We start from the raw sequence: 20,142 nt of genomic DNA, 5'->3' as shown, positions 1-20,142 counted from the left end.
CTATTAATGTAGAATTTTTAGCATATTATTTTTCATGGAGGGATGAATATGAATGATTTGTTGTATAGAATTTCAAAAGAAAACCACTCCCCTAAGAAGCTAAAAGAAATATTATCTTCTTATACTGAAGTAAAATTTGTTTCTTTTGTGGGAATTGATTTAGCAGGAAATGATACAGATGAAAAAATTCCAATATCATTATTCCTAGACGATATAGAAGGATTTTTAACAGGTGCCATACAAACTGACGGCTCTTCCGTAGCACTACCCGGTATAGCCACTATAAATAACGCAAAAATAGACATGATTGCAGATAAAGACTCTACTTGGTTTGTAGACTATAATTATGAACACTTAGACCCTAAAAGTGGTAACCCTATAGGAACACTTAGAATACCTTGCTTTTTGTACCATGATAACAAATCCGTAGACTCTCGTTCTATCTTAAAAAATGCCATTCAATTTTTTAAAACTTCTCTTCTAAGTATATTTAAAGAAAACCCTAAACTTTTAATTCCATATAATATAAACTTTGAAGACATAGAAGATATTTCAGTTACCTCTGCCACAGAACTAGAATTTTGGGTGCAAACTCCTAACGACGAAGCCCATGTGGAAGAATTATCCACATCGCAAGTGCTTCAAGAACAATACTGGACACGAACTAAAGGTTCTGTAAGAACTTCCCTAGAGCAATGTTTAATGCTTATGGAGGATTATGGATTCGAGCCAGAAATGGGTCACAAGGAAGTAGGCGGAGTAAAAGCAAGAGTAGGAGAATCCGGAAGCTACACACATATAATGGAACAGTTAGAAATAGATTGGAAATACTCTAATGCTATCCAAACTGCAGATAATGAGGTTATTATTAAAAATTTAGTAAGAGAAATTTTTAGATTAAATGGTCTTGATGTTACTTTTTTAGCAAAACCAATTGACTCAGTAGCTGGAAGCGGAAAACATACCCACATAAGTATAACTCTAAAATGTAAATCTGGAAAAACTATAAATTTATTCACTGCAACCAAAGATCATTTTTTAAGCACTATAGGTTATGCTTCTATAATGGGGATATTAAAAAATTATGAAGTAATAAGTCCTTTTGTTTCCTCTACATATAACTCTCTTAAGAGATTAAAACCAGGTTTTGAAGCTCCTATTTGTATAGTCACTTCTTTAGGTCACAAAGTAGAAGTACCTTCTAGAAATAGAACTATACTATTAGCCCTTATTAGAGATTTAGCTAATCCTTTTTCTACTAGATTTGAATTAAGATCTCCTAACCCACATACAAATACTTATTTATGTATAGCTTCCATGTGTATGGCTATGCTGGATGGAATAAATTACGCCCTTAAAAATGAAAAAACTGAAGATGATCTATTAAAAGAACTATCTAAAGGTTATGGTGAAGAAGCTGATTATTTAGAAAAATATAGAATGTATAGAAGTGAGGACGATGTATTCCATAAATATTCAAAAGAAGATAGAGATAATTTCTTTGGGAAAGCTCCTGAAACTGTATATGAAAATCTTACATTTTTAGATAATTGTAAAAATAAAGTATCTGTTTTAAAGGAAGGAAACATATTCACTAATACACTGATAAACGGATTTAAAGCCACGTCTACTAAAAGATGGTTAATGGAAATAAACCATAGAATAATAAATAACTACATGAAAGAGGTTAGAGGCTTTAAGAAATTGCATTTAGACGATTTAGCTCTAGATTTAGATCTTTCATATTGGATAAAAATAAATGATTTAAGAAAATACATAATGAAAGATACTTACGACAGGAAGAGCCTATTTAGTCAAATAAAAGAAGCTACTATTAAAGAAGATTTAGCCCTTATATCTAAACTTCAATTAGAACTAGATAATAAGATGGAAGAGCTTAGAAAACTATATTGTACATATGAAAAAAACTTATTAGATATCTAAACTTAAATATAAAACTCCCAGTTCTAAATATTTAGAGCTGGGGGTTTTAATTTGCTAAAAAAACTAATACATCATTAATAACTATAATAACTATGTAAATTATGGAATTACTCGTATCTAATAGGTTTAGACATTTGCCATATGGTTAGAATAACAGATGTATTTTCTCTACATAATGCATATTGACAAATACTGTTTAAAAATATAAAATGTAAATGCAAATGATTAGCATTTAGGAGGCGATAATATGAATAAAAAATTATTTTCCCTTTGTGTTTTGGGAATTTTTATATTGTCATTTACTGGTTGTTCTAAAAAAAGTTCATCTAAAAACATAAGTTTAAACAATAATAAATTAACTGTGGCTGTTTCCATAGTTCCAGAAGAAACCTTTGTAAAAGCTGTAGCAGGAGATCTAGTAAATATGGTAACTCTAATACCACCTGGAAAAAGTCCTGAAAACAGCGAACCAACTACTGAAACCTTAGAAGCTTTCAGCAATGCTAAAACCTATTTCACCATAGGAGTCCCTAGTGAAGCTGCTAGTATACTTCCAAAAGCAAAATCTATAAATAAAGATTTAAAAATAGTATCGCTTTTTGATGAAGTAGCTAAAGTATATGCTCCAAGAAAGTTTGGAAAAGAAAGTTATGACCCTCACATATGGTTATCTCCTAAGAGAGTAAAAATTATGATAGATAGGATTAGCTCTGAACTATCCTCTTTAGATCCTAAAAACAAAACTCAATATGAGGCTAACGCAAAGAAATACATAAATAAATTAGATAATTTAGATAAAGAAATTAAAGATACTTTTAAAAATAATAAAAATAAAACATTTATTGTATATCATCCTGCTTTTGGCTATTTTGCAGAAGACTATGATTTAAATATGACTGCTCTTGAAAAAGAGGGCAAAGAAGCTTCCCCTAAGGACATGCAAAATTTAATTGATCTAGCTAAAAAACAAAATATAAATACTATTTTTTATGAAGAGGAAGTAGATAGTAAACAATCCAAAGCTTTTGCAGAATCCATAAATGGCAAAGCTGAAAAATTATCTCCTTTATCTGCTGACTACACAAATAACATAAAAGATATGGCTAAAAAAATATCTAATTCAATGAAATAAAAGGGGCTATAACATGAAAAATATAATAGAAATAAAAAATTTAACTGTTTATTATGATAGCCTTTGTGCCTTAGAACATATAAATTTAAATATTAAAAAAGGTGATTTTATGGGTATTTTAGGACCTAATGGTGGTGGAAAAAGCACTCTTTTAAAAAGTATTTTAGGTCTTATTAAACCCTCTGAAGGCTCCATTAAAATACTGGGAAATTCAATTAACAAAGATTGTTGTTCCCTTGGATATGTTCCGCAATTTTCAAAATTTGATAAAAAGTTTCCTATAAACGTAATGGATGTAGTTTTATCTGGAACTTTAAATAAAAAAGGGAACTTTTTTCATAGATATTCTTCAAAAGATAGGGAAGAAGCCCTTAAAATCTTAAAAGCTTTAGAGATAGATGAGTTTAAAGATAGACAAATTGGAATGCTTTCTGGTGGACAATTACAAAGAGTTTTAATTGCTAGAGCTCTCATAAGTAATCCTGAAGTTTTGCTTATGGATGAACCTACCGCTAGCTTAGACGTCAGCTCTAAAGCCCAAATATATACTTTACTTAAAGATTTAAATAAAAATAAAACAGTTTTAATAGTCAGTCACGATTTAGAATTTATTTCTTCTTATGTAAATTCAGTAGTATGCTTAAACAAAACACTTTACTTTAAAGATAAAACTCCTAAATATGAAGAACTTGTAGAAAAAATTTATGGAAATGCTTAATCAAAAGGGGTGATTTGGTGATTAATGCACTATTCAAATATACATTTTTACAACATGCCTTTGTAGCTGCTATTTTAGCTAGTATAGCCTGTGGCATAATTGGAACTATAATTGTAGAAAAAAAATTAGTAATGATGAGTGGAGGTATAGCTCATACAGCCTTCGGTGGAGTAGGGCTCGGATACTTTCTTAAAATAGAACCATTAATTGGAGCACTTATATTCTCAGTTACCTCCGCTATAGGAATAACTTCTATAAAGAGAAAAACCTCTACTAATTCAGATACTATAATAGGCATGTTTTGGTCTATGGGCATGGCTTTAGGAATCCTTTTTATATCTTTTATGCCATCATATCCTCCAGATATGTCTTCTTATTTATTCGGAGATATATTAACGGTCTCCTCTTTTGATATTAAATTAATGTTTATTATAGATTTAATAATATTATTTATAATTGCTTCCTTTTTCAACTTATTTAAAGCCTATTTATTTGATGAGGAATATTGCTCAACTTTAGGAATTAATACTACCTTTTTAGAATATCTATTATTCGTATTAATAGCTTGTACAATAGTAGTTTTAATAAGAGTAGTTGGAATTATACTTGTAATAGCTCTTTTAACTGTACCTCCAGCTATAGCTAAGGAATTCTCCCTGAACTTAAAAAACATAATGATTTCTTCTATATTCATAGGTATGTTCTTATGTATTTTAGGTCTTGGTATTTCATATGAGTTTCATATTCCTTCTGGAGCATCAATTATACTGCTTACAGTATGTACTTATCTATTTATACTGTTTATTAAATCATTATGTAAAAAATTTAATAAAGGAAGAAATCTAGTGGGCTAGTGGGCTAGTGGGCTAGTGGGCTAGTGGGCTAGTGGGCTAGTGGGCTAGTGGGCTAGTGGGCTAGTGGGCTAGTGGGCAGGAAAAGCTTCGCTTTTCCTGCCCACTAAACTTATAAATAAAAATTTTCCGCAGCATGGCGAATGAAAATTATCCTTCCCTAGCACTCTGGCACTCTAGCAAACTAATATATGTTCTTATAGTTTTTTAGCGCTCATTGCTGCTCCTATGGCACCAGCATATTTTGCTAATGGATGAGTTTCTACTTTTTTCTGTAACTTCTCTGAAAGTTTATCTACAAAATCTTTATTTCCACTAAGCCCGCCAGTAAAAAAGTAATTTTCTGAAGAAGAGTGTTTGTAACACAAAGATTTTACTTTACTTACTATAGAATCCACTATAGCATAAGCTATATCCTCTCTTTTCTTACCCTTTGCTACTAAACTTATAACTTCTGATTCTGCAAAAACAGTACACATAGAACTTATAGTTACTCCACTTCCTTCTTTAGAAAGCTTACATAAAGTTTCTAAGTCTACTCCTAATTTATTAGCCATTATCTCTAAAAATCTTCCTGTACCTGCAGAGCATTTGTCATTCATTAAAAAATCTGTAACCATTCCATTTTGAACAGTTATCACCTTAGTATCCTGTCCCCCTACATCTATTACTGTGCAATCATTATTATATAAATAATGTGCACCTTTCCCGTGACAAGTAATTTCTGTAATAGTCTTATGGGCATATGGCACTGAAATTCTTCCATATCCAGTAGCAACTACTTTAGAATTCTCCTTCTTTATTCCTTCCTGCTCTAATCTATTTTTTATGTCTTCAGAGGTCTCTACACTGTTCCATCCTGCTGGCACAGAAAATTTAGTTTTCAATTCCTCATCCTCAAAAGCTACTACCTTTGTGGCTGTGGAACCCATATCTATTCCTACATAGTACATGTTTCATCATCCTTTAAGCATAAAAATTAGTGTATTTCTTCTTTAAAGTATAAAATCCCATTATATCTATACTATTTTTTTCTACTATTCCTTTTATTTTTTCTTCATCTTCTTTTTTATAAACTACAGATATACCGCAGCAAGTAGATAACTCTCTAGGTGTTGGTGAAATCACATATTTTATATTATTTTCTCTTAAAAGTTCTTCTAATTTCATACCTTCAGTATGATTTTTAAAAAGTATATAATGATTCTCTTTTTCCATTTAAATCACCTTAAATCATTTCTAAAAATGCTTCTACTCTTGTTTTAATTTGTCCTGAATCTTCTGTAGAATAATCTGTTTCTATATGCATAACTGGTATGCTTTTTTCTTTTAGCATATCTCTAATACTCTTATCTTCCACAGCATATGTATGACAGAAAGATAAATTATAGTCAATAACTCCATCTACATCATATTCTTTTGCATATCTTAATATATCATCTATTCTGCCACTATTAGGTGTAAAGCAAGCACAGTTAACATTTAGGTATCTTCTAGCTAAATTATCTATTAACTCATCCAAAGTTTCTCCATCTTCACAAACTTCGTTTTCAAAATATCTTGTACCAGTACAAGTTTCTTCAACTACTATTTCAGCACCTAAATTCTCTATTATGCTATGTATTTTCCAGTTTGGAAGAGCCATAGGAGTTCCTGTTATCATAAGTCTCTTCTTTTCTTTAGCCTTTCCCTTTTTTATTCTTTCTTCTAATTCATCACATAGCTTATTTACATTATCTACAAATCTATTTATATCATCATAGAAAGCAATTTGAGATATTAAAAGACAATCTAGACCACTTATTGGAGATGGTTTATGTTTTCTTAAATCATATAATCTCTTTAAAGCTCTTCTCTTTTTATTAGCTAATTTTATAGCTTCTTTTAAATTCTCCACAGTAACTTTGTTTCCTGTTAACCTTTCCATTTTATCTATAAATATTCTTATTTCATCTTTCCACATACTATAATCTTTTTCTCTCTTCATTTGTGGCAAATCCATTACATGCACAGGAGTATATTCATTTAATAATTCCCAAGCTTTCTTCTTTCCATCACATGTAGTTTCTCCAACCAACATATCACAAGATTGGAAATATGGACATGTAGCTCCAATTTTAGCTCCTGTAAATGCTTTAATCAAAGGACATAGGTTTTTAGGAAGAACCTTTTCTCCGTCTTCTATCCAAAACTGAGATCCTGCACATAGTCCTACTCCTAAAGCACCTGTAGCCAGTATTACTTCATCTGGTACAAAAACACAAAATGTTCCTATAACCTTACCGCCTTTTTCCTTGTGTTCTTCTAATTCCTGAATTCTAGCACCATGAACCTCTGAAACCACATAGTTAAAATAATTCATTCCTTCTGGTCTATCCTCTTGTTGTAAATAAACTGAACCATATAACTCTGGTAAAATCTCGCACAATTGATCGTGCTTTTCTAAATTGACATTTAACTTTTTCCACATTTCTCTATAGTCTGCCATAAAATTCAACTCCTTTACTTATCATTCACCTAAATAGTAACACAAACTATTCTTATATAGATTTTGATTTTTCAATAGAACTTTAAGCAACTATTGTTTTTATAAATACTTTATATACTACTTTCACTTACACTATGGAATTCATCCTGTATTTCCTTTGAAGGTTCCCTATCAAGTAAACTAACAATAATAATAGTTAACGTTGCAAATAAAATTCCTGGAACTATTTCATATAATTCAAAGATACCTCCGTGAATATTTTTCCACAATATAACTGTAACTCCCCCTACTATCATTCCAGCTAAAGCCCCATTTCTAGTTGCCCTTTTCCAAAATAATGATAATAGTACCACAGGTCCAAAAGCTGCCCCAAATCCAGCCCAGGCATAGGCAACTAGCGAAAGTATTGAACTTTGAGGATTTAATGCCATAAAATACGCTATTACTGATATCACTATAATAGTAAACCTGCTAACCCAAACCAACTCTTTATCCGAAGCTTCCTTCTTTAAAATAGATTTATATATATCCTCTGTTAAAGCTGAAGATGAAACTAAAAGCTGTGAATCTGCTGTGCTCATAATAGCTGATAATATAGCTGATAAAAGCATTCCTTTAATAACAGAATTAAATATATCATTAACCATAAATATAAATACATTTTCTGAAAGGGTTCCCTTAAGACTTTCCCCTAAATATATACGCCCTATCATTCCTATCATCACTGCTGCCAAAAGGGATATGACTACCCATATCATGGCAATTGTTCTAGCTTTTTTAATTTTCTTTGAGGACTCTATAGCCATAAACTTAGTTAATATATGAGGTTGTCCAAAATATCCAAGTCCCCAGGCAAGTAAAGATATTATTGCTATTGCTGACATAGGACTTCCACTAATACCAACTATAGGATTCATAAAATTCACATCTATACTATTCCATTTAGTTATAAGAGTTCCCCATCCTCCAACTTTACTTGCAGCCACAATAGGTACCGCTGTAACTGCAAAGAACATTAAAATTCCCTGAATAAGATCCGTCCAGCACACTGCCATAAATCCACCTAAAAATGTATATGCTATTACTATTATTGAGCTTACGGTAAGTGCATATATATATGGCATACCAAAAACAGCGTTAAATAATTTTCCACCTGCCACAAAACCTGATGATGTGTATATAGTAAAAAACACTAAGATAACAATAGCTGAAATAACCCTTAAAGCCTTACTATCATCTCTAAATCTATTTTCAAAATATCCAGATATAGTTATAGAATTTCCTGCAATTTCTGTATATTTTCTAATTCTCTTAGCCACAACTTTCCAATTTATATAAGTACCTATTCCAAGTCCTAAAGCAATCCACATAGCTTCAACTCCACTTAAATAAGCATAGCCTGGAAGGCCCATAAGGAGCCACCCACTCATGTCTGATGCCTGTGAACTCATAGCTGTAACCCAACTATTTAATTTCCTGCCCCCTAAAACATATTGAGATAAAGTTTCTGATTTGTTATAATACTTTAACCCTATTGCAAGCATACACACTAGATATAATGAGAATATAAACACTACTGTAACATTTCCATTCATTTTTATTCCTCCTTTGTATATTTTTTACATAGATTTTTAAAAAGACTTCACTTTTCTCTTGTTCACTATTGAATAAATGAAGTAAATACTGTAAAATTTTAAATTGTAAAATATTAATTTTTACACCGTTGTTTTTTTACAATTAAAACATCTTATTAGAAATCATATATTGCTAAAAAGGCCCTAACTTTTAAGCAATGTATGATTTTTAATTTTTAGCTATTACAAACTTTAAATATAAGATTATTCTCATCTTTAGAATATACTCGATTAAACTTTAGTAAATATAAAAAAACTCCGTTCCTGCAAAAGCAGGGACGAAGTTTATCCGCGTTACCACCCTAGTTAATTAAAATCTTTTCATGCATGAATTATGATTCTAATTCTCTTTAAATATATATCGGTATTACCCGCCTTGACATACTTAATTTCAATCAAGGAGCTCCAGGTCTGGTTCAACATTCATAGGACTAGAAATCTTTCAGCTGTGGATTTCATCTCTGTAAATCATAAATGCCTACTATTACCCTTCAACACTATTTTCTAAATATATTTTAAAAATTATTTTAAAGGGTAATTAAACCTTTGTCAATAAGAATTTTATGGTAATTAATTCTAAAACCTATTAAAACTCTGCACTACCTGGAGTTCTTGGGAATGGTATAACATCTCTTATATTGCTCATACCTGTTAGATACATTATCATTCTCTCAAATCCTAAACCAAAACCAGCGTGCTTAGTTTCTCCATATTTTCTAAGCTCTAAATACCACCAGTAATCTTCCTTCTCTAATCCAAGCTCTGCAATTCTAGCCTCTAAAATATCAAGTCTTTCTTCCCTTTGGCTTGCTCCTATTATTTCTCCCACACCTGGTACTAGAAGGTCTGTAGCTGCAACAGTTTTGTTGTCATCATTAATTCTCATGTAGAAAGCTTTTATATCCTTTGGATAATCAGTTACAAATACTGGCTTATTGTATATTTTCTCTGTTATATATCTCTCATGCTCTGTTTGAAGATCACATCCCCATTCTACTGGGTACTTAAACTCTACATCTGCTTTTTTCAATAATTCTACAGCTTCAGTATAAGATATTCTTGCAAAATCAGAATTTAAAACATTGTTTAATCTATCCTTTAGTCCTTTATCTATAAAGCTATTGAAGAATTCTATTTCCTCTGGAGCATTTTCCATTACATATTTTATTATATATTTAACCATTTCTTCAGCTAAATCCATGTCATCTTCAAGATCCGCAAAAGCTATTTCTGGCTCTATCATCCAAAACTCTGAAGCGTGTCTTCCTGTGTTTGAATTTTCAGCTCTAAATGTTGGTCCAAAAGTATATATATTTCTAAATGCCAAAGCATATATCTCTCCCTCTAACTGACCACTTACAGTAAGGTTAGCAGATTTTCCAAAGAAATCCTGTGAATAATCTACCTTACCTTTTTCATCCTTTGGAAGATTCTCCATGTCTAAAGTAGTAACTCTAAACATTTCTCCTGCTCCTTCGCAATCACTAGCAGTTATTATTGGAGTGTGTACATATACAAAACCCTTCTCTTGAAAGAATTTATGAACAGCATAAGCAGCTATTGAACGTACTCTAAATACTGCTGAAAAAGCGTTACTTCTTGGTCTTAAGTGAGCTATACTTCTCAAATACTCAAAAGTATGTCTTTTCTTTTGTAGTGGATAATCTGATGATGAGTTTCCTATTTTAGTAACCTTTGAAGCTTTAATTTCAAAAGGCTGCTTTGATCCTGGCGTTTCAACTACCTCTCCTATTACTTCTATAGAAGCACTTATAGGTAATTTACCTAATTCACTAAAGTTTTCTAGAGATTCATCAAATACCATCTGTACATTCTTGAAAAAGCTTCCATCATTAACTTCTATAAAACCAAAAGCTTTTGATGCTCTTACTGTTCTCACCCAGCCTGATACTTTTACTTCTTTACCGATATACTGCTGTGTTTCTCTGTAAAGACTCTTAATTAGTGTGTCTTTCATTTCATTTCCTCTCCTTTTTATATTGATGTATAATTTTATACACCAATTAATTTTATATTTAAGTTTTCATGCAGTAAAAATAACGTCAAAAAAGCCTTTCATCCCACATTGGGACGAAAGGCTATGTTTCGCGGTACCACCCAGTTTGCCTAAAAAGGCCACCTCAATAAAGTACGAAAGCAATTAATGCTTCTTATACTCTCCCATTATAAGGGTTGGGTTCCCTCTAAGTCTACTCTCCTTTAGATTTCGATTAGAAACTCCGAGATGTTCTTCAATATAAGAGATTTATCGGTCTTACACCTTCACCGACTCGCTTTAAAACCTTTCTTATACCTACTCTTCTCTTCACAGTCTTATTACTATAAATTTACTTATAGTATATTCAAAAATATATAATTCGTTTCTTTACTATATATATTTGCCTATTGATTTATAATTATACTTTTCTTACTTATAAAAGTCAATACGTTCATACTAAAATTCTATTTAATGTATAATATGCTTATCCCACAAAAAGTATTAAATTACTTGAATTATAAAATTTCATAATTCCGCCACATTGTACCTTTTTTGTGGTGCAATTATACTATAACTCTCTAATTAATGATTATTTTACAATTTATGGTTTTACATGTTATAATATTATTTGTATCATAAGTACAGAGGGTAAATTGTATGTAAATCTACAATATGGGAGGTAATATATATGGACACACTTTCTAGAATAATTAAAGAACAAAGGGAATTCTTTAATTTAGGAATTACTAAAAATATAAATTTTAGAATAAATGCCTTAGAACATTTAAAAAACTCTATAGAAAATAATGAAGCACTTATATTAGATGCTTTAAAAAAAGATTTAAATAAAAATGAAATAGAATCATACATGACAGAAATAGGTATATCCTTAGCAGAAATAAACTATATGATAAAAAACATAAGGAGATTTTCTAGGACTAAAAGGGTACGAACTCCTCTAGCCTATGTGGGAAGTAGAAGTTATATTGTCCCTGAACCCTTAGGATTGACTCTAGTTATTTCCCCTTGGAATTATCCTTTTCAGCTAGCTGTAAATCCCCTTATAGGGAGCATAGCTGCGGGAAACTGCTGCATCATAAAAACTTCTAGCATGTCTCCTAATACTTCTATTGCCATAAAAAAAATAATAAGCGAGGCTTTTGAAGATAGACATGTTTACGTGGTAGAAAATTCAAAAGGCATGTCCTCTAGAGTTTTAGAGGAAAAATTTGACTATATTTTCTTTACCGGCTCACCAAATATAGGACGAGTTATAATGGAGGCTGCATCGAAAAACTTAACTCCTGTTACCCTTGAGCTAGGTGGTAAAAGTCCTTGCATAATTCATAATGACGCAGATATAAAAAATGCTGCTAAAGACATATGTTTTGGTAAATTTTCTAATGCTGGTCAAACCTGTGTATCACCTGACTATGTGTTAGTACAAAAGGATATTAAGAATGTTCTAATAGAAGAAATTAAAAATACACTGGTTCAGTTTTATGGTCAAGATGCTAAAAGCAGTCCTAACTTTGGAAGAATAATAAATGATAAACACTTCAATAGATTGAAAAATTTAATTAGTGGACAAGATGTAGTAGTAGGTGGTTATGTAGACGAAAAGGAAAGATTTATATCTCCTACTATTTTGAATAACGTATCCTTAGATGCTCCTGTAATGGGTGAGGAAATCTTCGGTCCTATCTTACCTATAATAGAATATAAAAATTTAAAGGATGCCATAAATATCATAAATGATAAACCTAAACCTTTAGCCCTATATATCTTCTCATCTTCTAAAGAAGTACAAAATGAGATTGTAAAGAAAACCTCCTCTGGTGGCGTGTGCATAAACGATACTTTAATCCATATGACCACTAATTATCTACCTTTTGGAGGTGTTGGTGAAAGTGGCATGGGTAGTTATCACGGCAGGGCCTCCTTTGATACCTTCTCTCATAATAAGAGCATTTTAAAAAGCAGCGTATCCATTGATACAAAAGTATATCCACCTTATAACATAACCTTGGATAAAATAAAGAAACTTTTCAAGTTTCTTTAGTAAAACTATTTCTAGAGTCTAATGATAATGGCAAGATAATAATGCGCAATCCTTTAATATATTTCAATTAAGGATTGGACATTATTATTATTTTAAACCTGTGACTATGGTTATCCCACAAAAAGCATTACATTACCTGAATTATGAAATTTCTCTGGAATGACTTGCATAAGAAGCAAAGGAACTATTTAAATTTAATTTTAGAAATTCTTCTTTTAGACAGATAAAATTATCGTAAGCCTGGCAAGGACGCCAGGCTAGGGAACCTGAGGCAGGACGCTGAATGTTAGCGTTACATAATTTTATATGGCTAAAAGATTAGAGTTTCTTAAATTAAATTTATTGTTCCGAGTCTTATGCAAGTCATGGAGGAGAAATTGCATAATTCTATCACCTTATACCTTTTTCTGGTTTAATCATGACTATGAATTAATAGTAAGAATTCCATTTTTCATTTTATATACATAATCACATAAAACCTCTATATCTTCTTTATTATGACTTGCCATAAGAATGGTTACTTCATTTTCTTTTAATTTTAATAATATACTTCTAACCAGCTCTACTCCTTCTTCATCAAGTGCATTCATAGGTTCATCTAAAATTAAAAACTTTGGTTTTTCCATAATAGCTTGTGCTATTCCTAATCTTTGCTTCATGCCTAAGGAAAACTTTTTAACAGGCTGTGCATCATTAGGGTCTAATCCTACTAAAGATATAATTTTTCTTATATCATCATCGCCTATTTTACTATTTATGGACGCTAACATTTTTAAATTTTTAAATGCAGAACATTGTCCTATAAATCCAGGATTCTCTATTATTGCTCCTGTATCTTCTGGTAATTCACCTTTATGTATGGGTTTAGTAAATATAAAAATTTCTCCACTTGTAGGTTTTATAAGTCCACACATGGCTTTAAATAACATTGATTTCCCTGAACCATTTCTTCCTATTATTCCGTATATATTTCCCTTTTTAAGCTTTAAATTTATATTATTTAGAATTACCTTATTCTTTATAGTTTTATTTAAATTATTTATTTCTACAATAGAATCGCTCATACTAAATCTCTCCTTATAAATATTGATTTTAAAACAAAAGACAAAATTACTGAAAAAAATAAACAATAACAATATGACCACTTAAAACTAATATTGTGGTAATAATGTTTTGAGAGAATGCCCTGAGTAAATATAATATATTTTGTTAAATTACTTTCTATTGATATTCCTATATAATAAAACAGTAGTACAATTGTAAATACCACAGATTCATATTTAATAATCAAAGCTATCAAAAATCCCACTAGGCATATACAGAAACTTGATATAATTAATAAAAACAATATCTTAATTATCAACGTGAAATTTACAGAAGTAGTTATTAAATTTAAATTTAATAACCCTAGTACAATTAACCCTAATAAGAAATATATAAAACAACTCACAAATATTGTAATAATCATACTGTTTATATACATCTTTCTGCTGTGAACTCTTAAAAAATTTAATTTTATTCTCTCACCAAACTCTTCATTAATAAAATTTAAAGCAATATATATTATAAACATTTGTATAGCAGTGAACTTTAACATTTCTATGGGCAAATCACCAATACCTATAGTTCCATAAAAAGAAAATTTTATAAGCTCATTGAAATTTTTTATGTTATACAATCCTTTTGTTATGAAGTTTACATTTATGTATAATAAAATTATTGATACTACTATTTTCAAATTAAATATAGCAATTAAATTATTAACTATGATTTTATTTATTTTTTTCATTATGAATCATCTCCGAAATTCATATCAATATTACCCTTTATTACATTTCCAATTATAATTAATGCGGAAATTAATATTACCCAATAAATTAATCTACTGTATATCATTGTGCTATTTAACTTTTCATAGCATGGACTTAAAAGTATTATATTATAGTAAAATGATAATTTTTCTACATAGGGAATATTTATACTATTATAAAATGCAATATTTATACAGTTTATAATAAAAACAGTAACAAAGGCTCTTATGTTATTTTTAAGTATCATAGAAAATATTAAATAGATCAAACCTATTGTTATAAAAAAACATATTAAATAAACTATGTTTATTACTGAATATTTTAAAGGAGATATTATTTTTATCACATATCCTAGTACTTTTGGATCATATAAATAAACTGTTGGATTATTACTTAGGGAAATACTGTAATTGCTCCATTCATTGGTAAAAGGCATTGTAAATATACCCTCTAAAATATTTATAATAACTATTATAGCTGTAAATGTTAAGGATGCTGCTATAATTAGAAATACATTATAGTAATACCATTGTGTTCTGCTTTTAAGTTTCAAAAATATATATTTATAAAAATTTTTCCTTGACATAATATTGTGAATATATAACATAAATAATATAAAAAATACATATGCTATATTTAAGTAATTGGATAAAATTGATATTATTAAATCATACCAATTTTTATTTATATGATTTCCTTCACCTATGAATTCCTTAAAACCTAATAAGTTAAATATAATTAATGCCCCTATAATAAAATATGAAATTTTATTTTTCCAAGAATTTACCTTTATATAATTCATTAATTTACGCATAATTTTTCTTTTCTCCAAAATAATAAAATAATAATACGCCTATTATAAATAATATCACTTCATAAAGTATGACATTTAAACTAGTTAAATCTAAACTATAGCCTATATCAAAAAGAGTCATAACATTTAAATTTACAATCCTGTTAACTCCCACCATTTCAAATACAGTACCTGAAATTATTACATATATGTAAGGTAAAATTATGGTTAAATACTTATTTTCCACTATTGAAGATATTCCTAAAGCAAACGTAGAAAATACTGCACTAGAAATAAAAAATACTACTAACATTATAATTACATATGCTATTTTTGAATTATAAAATACACTGCTGAACGCACCTACAACCTCTGTTGACGTATTATTGATTCCATGTCTAATGATTAAAAATATTAGCATTATAATCTGTGGAATAACTAAAACCAAACCACTTACTAAAAAATTTACTACTAAGCGTATTTTAAGATATTTTTTTCTTTTCATTTTTAATAATATATAATTTAAAATACCAGACTTTTTATCTACAATATAAGTAGTCGCAGAAGGTATGCATGCAATTAATGGTGCCAACAATGGAAGATAACTTAATGGAAGACAAGCTGAACTTCTTATAAAAAAAATAATTCCATCAGCATTAGGATATGGAATTTTCAAATCATCTATATAAGGTATGACCAAGCATATAAATGTTATCGCCATACCCAAAAAAGTTATTTTTGAAAAAAAACATCTTTTAAATTCATTTTTAAAAAAGTTATACAAATTAATCCCTCCTTATGAAATATAAATTCTATACACTTATGTAAATACCTTCTATATTTAATAATTACATTTAAAAATTTAAAATTTTAGTTAATTAAAATTTTAAATAATAATGCGCAATCCTTAATATATTTTAATTAAGGATTGCGCATTATTATTAGCTCTTCATAAAATACTTTTATACTATAGTATCTCTATTTCAGTTCTCTCCACTATAGCATCCGTATTACCTTCTATAAAACCCAAAACATTTTGTGCCATGCTATTAGCATGTCTAGTATCGTTACTTACACAAGCAATGCCTAAGACTATTGATTTATGGTAATCTTGATTTTCAATCTCCGCAATGGAAACATTATATTTATTGTGAACTTTTGCAATTAAACTCTTAACTATCATTCTCTTTTCCTTTAAGGAATGAACCCAATTAGCATATAAATATATTTTAGCTGTTCCTATAATCATAATTTTACGCTACTTCTTGTAGCAGTCCCTCCCTTCTGTTATACCTTGCATCCTTATTTAATTTTTGTTGTAATTTCAAATATTTTTTATACTTCTTAATATAAAATATTTTTCATTTATTATAATTATAACCTTTTAGTAATGAAATAACCCAAAGTTACTATATTTATTAAAAAAACACCTAAAGTAGATCAATGAACACCTCCCGTCTACTTAACTGGTGACTGTTCACAATTTACTCTTTAAATTCTCTAAAAAACACTAATCCTCTTATAAACTGCTCTTTATACAAAAAAACATAAAACCCCTTGTGGGTTAAGGGATTTTATGTTAGGTAGTTTTATATTATTTTAGGGTAGTTTTATATGAATGTGGGATAAATTTGTTTGTTATCTTAAAATATATATAAAAAACAGGGAGTAGTTATAATAGTATACCTATTGCTAACTACTCCCTGTCCTTTTATCTGAAAGTTTCCTCAAACACATTCTAGTTTAAGTTGCTTCGTTGATGTCCCACTTAAGGGCTCTCTCCAGGGTTGTGTCAGATCATTGTATCAAACCTGAAAGCTTCAATATAGATTCATAGCATAATCTATACTTTTCTTCTACGGTTACCCTTATAAAGGATATCTCCAACGACCTTCATCCACCGATATTTAATTTTCTTTAACTTACAACTATATTTTAAATCCCATCTACTAAATAGTCAATAGTTTTTTTCTATTTTCCCTATTATTTTTATCAATAGTTTTTTATTTAACTATTACCACATAGATATGAGAGTTTATGGTAACATTTTTTCCTTGAATAATTAATTTCATTAGAGTATACTTAATAATGATTATTAATTCATAATATTTTAATTAAATTCATAATCTCTAATAAGACAGGAGGACATTTTATGGAAAATAAAGATTGGGAACAAATGGAGTTTGATAGAATTTTTGATTCTGTATACCAAAATTTAAAGGATCATAAAAGATTAGTTCCTGAATATTCAATAAAAGATTTAGAAAATTTTTTAGAAACTTTATATATAAGCGATGGAAATGATTGGGACGGTAGAGGTTCTGTTTCTAGTATAAAAAGTAATGCTACAATTGCTGCTTGTGAAACCTTCCTTTCAGAATGGAGAGAAGCTGAAAAAAAGAATAATTAACATATAAATACAAGGAGTACCTTTGGTACTCCTTTAAACTTTTTAAATACTTTATATCTAATTTTTATTGTTTTATAAAAATTATGTGGTAGCGCTTACACATTGTATAAAAAAATATTAGTCTTCTTTACCTTGAATAAGAATTACTGATAATACTATAAGTACCATACCTACTATCTGCCAAATTTCTAGTTGTTCTTTAAATATTAAAAATCCGAGTATAGTCGCTATAATAGGCTCTATACTACAAACTATACTGGCCTTACTAGATTCTACATATTGTAATGCCTTTACAAACGCACCATTTGGTATAACTGTTGCAAAGAAACCTATTGCAATAATATAAAACCACGCTGTAGGTGAAGTTGCGTTACTGAATAATACCCATGGTGGTCTGAAGAACCATAAGAAAATAGCTGCAAATAAGAAAGAATATACTAAATGAGTTTTATAGTGATACTTATTAGCTCCTATTTTACCCATTACATTTTGAAGAGCAACTGTAAATCCTGACATAACTCCAAGTATAATTCCTAAAAAACTTACCTTAAACGCTTCCACATTGTAAGCTCTTACAACTAGTAAGCATCCAATTATAGATAATACTAAAGCCATTATCTTCTTTCTTGTAAGCTTTTCATTGAATAAAAATCTAGACATAATCATTACAAATATAGGATTAGTAAAAAGTAAAACGGATGCTGTAGCTATACTAGAATATTTAACTGCATAGGTAAAGGTTAAAAACATCCCGTCTAAAGTTACTACTCCATATATTAAGAAAAATATTAAGCTTTTGAAGTCAGTCTTAAGATATTTTGGCTCCTTTATTAAAGTATATAATAAATAAAAAACAGCAGCCACAGTAGGTCTTAGAGCTGAAACAGAAAATTCATCAAAGCCAAGAAGATCTAATTTCTTTGTAAGCACTCCCATTAGTCCCCAGCATGTTCCACACAATGCTACTAATAGATAACCTTGTACGACTTTTTTAGAATCCTCCATCTATTCATCTCCTTATACAAATTCCACATTAGTTTAACATAAATCAACATTTTTTTCAATATAAATTGCCTTTTGAATTTTCACTTGTTAAAATTTCTTTAATAACCACTTGAATTTTTATTGCAGTAATTTTGCATATACTACACTAGCTGCAACAATTTCTTAACAAAAAATCATACCACAGATTTTGTGGTATGATTTTTTTATTTTTATTCCTGTAATAACTTGGGTTTGCTTTTGATTCCCTTTATCCCAAGATTGCCATAAATCTCACTAACTGTTCCTGCCGTAATAAATGCATTAATTTGTTCCTTTTTAATAAACTCCATCAAATAAGAAAACTCATTTCTAGTCATCAAACTTTCTATTTCAAACTTGTCCTCATTTCCTAATCCACCTTTAACAGGATATAATGTTGCACCCCGATGCAAATCTTCTATAATAAATTTGCGAATCAACAGGTAATCTTTTGAAATAATACAAACCCTTTTTCTGGAGTTAAATCCTATCATAAAATGGTCTAGTACTAATCCATTAATATACGTTCCTAGCAATCCTATGATTACTGTTCTCATATCGTACACAAAGATAGCAGTACAACAAATAATTGCTCCTGAAATAGAGACTGATGTGCCTAGATCAATATGTAAATACTTATTTACTATTTTAGCCAAAATATCTAATCCGCCAGTGGATGCATTACGCCTAAATAAAATTGTTTGTGAAAAACTTAAAATAAGTACAAAGCATAATAGATCCAGCCACTGATCCTTCATCAATGATTCTTTCATTGGATATACTTTTTCCAATATGAAAAGCATTGGTGATAAAATTAATGCTGAATATATGGTCTTAACGCCAAATTCTTTTCCGATAAGAAAGTAAGATAGAATTAATAAAAAAGTATTTATAATAAAAACTAATACTGGCAACGATATTGAAGTAAGTAAATTAATTACAATGGATAAACCCGTAATTGATCCAACAATTAATTTACTTGGAATCAAAAAAAAATGTACGGCTAATGCCCCAATAAACATACCGACTGTTAATATTGGCAAATCCTTAATAAAAGACTTCATGGTTTCACTCATTTTTTTCTCCCCTTAAAATTAAAATTAACCTAACATACTATTTAATATATAAGCCCCTATGAAAACTTCCTATTTACAATGCCTAACGTAATCCCCCCTATCACTCGCATGCCCCTAATGCTTTCTTAAATTCCCACTTTTCACTTGCAAATTTATGTTTATTAAATCATTATTACCGTAAAAAAAGACATTAAAATAGGA

The 20,142-nt window shown here is 29.5% G+C and carries 18 protein-coding genes, 1 riboswitch and 2 other annotated features; of the genes, 6 read left to right on the top strand and 12 right to left on the bottom strand.

From position 1 onward, the window contains the following. Positions 1-42: 42 nt before the first annotated feature. From C1715_RS04440 to C1715_RS04425, 4 genes are all read left to right on the top strand, one after another. Complete coding sequence (locus tag C1715_RS04440; protein ID WP_102399424.1) at positions 43-1,944, top strand: type I glutamate--ammonia ligase; 1,902 nt, start codon at positions 43-45, stop codon at positions 1,942-1,944. A 247-nt stretch (positions 1,945-2,191) separates the two neighbouring features. Beyond that, complete coding sequence (locus C1715_RS04435) at positions 2,192-3,076, top strand: metal ABC transporter solute-binding protein, Zn/Mn family (RefSeq protein WP_102399423.1); 885 nt, start codon at positions 2,192-2,194, stop codon at positions 3,074-3,076. A 13-nt stretch (positions 3,077-3,089) separates the two neighbouring features. Beyond that, the gene (locus C1715_RS04430) at positions 3,090-3,794 is read left to right on the top strand and encodes a metal ABC transporter ATP-binding protein (RefSeq protein WP_102399422.1); all 705 of its coding nucleotides are present in this window, start codon (positions 3,090-3,092) and stop codon (positions 3,792-3,794) included. Between the two features lie 17 nt (positions 3,795-3,811). Continuing rightward, positions 3,812-4,648: a metal ABC transporter permease gene (locus C1715_RS04425; protein ID WP_102399421.1), complete on the top strand. Its 837-nt coding sequence runs from the start codon at positions 3,812-3,814 to the stop codon at positions 4,646-4,648. A 194-nt stretch (positions 4,649-4,842) separates the two neighbouring features. On the opposite strand, the gene C1715_RS04420 is transcribed toward C1715_RS04425, so the two are convergent. The 5 genes from C1715_RS04420 to asnS form a co-directional block, all read right to left on the bottom strand. After that, entirely contained in the window at positions 4,843-5,598 is a 756-nt protein-coding gene (locus C1715_RS04420; protein WP_102399420.1) for an acyl-CoA dehydratase activase, read from the bottom strand. Positions 5,599-5,611: 13 nt separating this feature from the next. Then, the gene (locus C1715_RS04415) at positions 5,612-5,863 is read right to left on the bottom strand and encodes a putative Se/S carrier protein (protein WP_102399419.1); all 252 of its coding nucleotides are present in this window, start codon (positions 5,861-5,863) and stop codon (positions 5,612-5,614) included. A gap of 10 nt (positions 5,864-5,873) precedes the next feature. Further along, entirely contained in the window at positions 5,874-7,133 is a 1,260-nt protein-coding gene (locus C1715_RS04410) for a double-cubane-cluster-containing anaerobic reductase (RefSeq protein WP_102399418.1), read from the bottom strand. A 110-nt stretch (positions 7,134-7,243) separates the two neighbouring features. Then, entirely contained in the window at positions 7,244-8,728 is a 1,485-nt protein-coding gene (gene putP / locus C1715_RS04405) for a sodium/proline symporter PutP (protein ID WP_102399417.1), read from the bottom strand. 310 nt (positions 8,729-9,038) lie between these two features. Continuing rightward, positions 9,039-9,271, bottom strand: a binding site (T-box leader). Between the two features lie 82 nt (positions 9,272-9,353). Beyond that, complete coding sequence (gene asnS / locus C1715_RS04400) at positions 9,354-10,745, bottom strand: asparagine--tRNA ligase (RefSeq protein ID WP_102399416.1); 1,392 nt, start codon at positions 10,743-10,745, stop codon at positions 9,354-9,356. Positions 10,746-10,851: 106 nt separating this feature from the next. Beyond that, positions 10,852-11,106: a binding site (T-box leader), on the bottom strand. A gap of 348 nt (positions 11,107-11,454) precedes the next feature. On the opposite strand from asnS, the gene C1715_RS04395 reads away from it, so the two are divergent. Further along, complete coding sequence (locus C1715_RS04395) at positions 11,455-12,828, top strand: aldehyde dehydrogenase (RefSeq protein WP_102399415.1); 1,374 nt, start codon at positions 11,455-11,457, stop codon at positions 12,826-12,828. A gap of 422 nt (positions 12,829-13,250) precedes the next feature. Here C1715_RS04395 and C1715_RS04390 read toward each other — a convergent pair whose 3' ends face one another. From C1715_RS04390 to C1715_RS04370, 5 genes are all read right to left on the bottom strand, one after another. Beyond that, positions 13,251-13,892, bottom strand: a complete 642-nt coding sequence (locus C1715_RS04390; protein ID WP_102399414.1) for an ABC transporter ATP-binding protein — start codon at positions 13,890-13,892, stop codon at positions 13,251-13,253. Then, positions 13,889-14,617 carry a hypothetical protein gene (locus C1715_RS04385; protein ID WP_102399413.1) on the bottom strand — a complete coding sequence of 243 codons (729 nt, stop codon included), beginning with the start codon at positions 14,615-14,617 and terminating at the stop codon, positions 13,889-13,891. Before C1715_RS04385 ends, C1715_RS04390 begins: the two co-directional genes overlap by 4 nt. Then, positions 14,617-15,441, bottom strand: a complete 825-nt coding sequence (locus C1715_RS04380; protein ID WP_207654961.1) for a hypothetical protein — start codon at positions 15,439-15,441, stop codon at positions 14,617-14,619. Before C1715_RS04380 ends, C1715_RS04385 begins: the two co-directional genes overlap by 1 nt. 4 nt (positions 15,442-15,445) lie before the next feature. Then, a complete protein-coding gene (locus C1715_RS04375) occupies positions 15,446-16,216 on the bottom strand; it encodes a hypothetical protein (RefSeq protein ID WP_102399411.1) in 771 nt (256 codons plus the stop codon). 183 nt (positions 16,217-16,399) lie between these two features. After that, positions 16,400-16,681 (bottom strand): DUF503 domain-containing protein, encoded by a 282-nt coding sequence (locus C1715_RS04370; RefSeq protein WP_102399410.1) that lies wholly within the window; start codon positions 16,679-16,681, stop codon positions 16,400-16,402. A gap of 444 nt (positions 16,682-17,125) precedes the next feature. Next, positions 17,126-17,227, bottom strand: a riboswitch (glycine riboswitch). A 357-nt stretch (positions 17,228-17,584) separates the two neighbouring features. Here C1715_RS04370 and C1715_RS04365 point away from each other — a divergent pair. Beyond that, entirely contained in the window at positions 17,585-17,842 is a 258-nt protein-coding gene (locus tag C1715_RS04365; protein WP_102399409.1) for a hypothetical protein, read from the top strand. Positions 17,843-17,959: 117 nt separating this feature from the next. Here C1715_RS04365 and C1715_RS04360 read toward each other — a convergent pair whose 3' ends face one another. Together C1715_RS04360 and C1715_RS04355 are read right to left on the bottom strand one after the other, a co-directional pair. After that, positions 17,960-18,847 carry a DMT family transporter gene (locus tag C1715_RS04360; protein ID WP_102399408.1) on the bottom strand — a complete coding sequence of 296 codons (888 nt, stop codon included), beginning with the start codon at positions 18,845-18,847 and terminating at the stop codon, positions 17,960-17,962. Positions 18,848-19,056: 209 nt separating this feature from the next. Further along, complete coding sequence (locus tag C1715_RS04355) at positions 19,057-19,941, bottom strand: YitT family protein (protein WP_102399407.1); 885 nt, start codon at positions 19,939-19,941, stop codon at positions 19,057-19,059. Positions 19,942-20,142: the final 201 nt, after the last annotated feature.

This window comes from Haloimpatiens massiliensis, from assembly GCF_900184255.1.
Lineage (GTDB): Bacteria > Bacillota > Clostridia > Clostridiales > Clostridiaceae > Haloimpatiens > Haloimpatiens massiliensis.
This window is presented reverse-complemented; position numbering and strand designations above follow the sequence as displayed.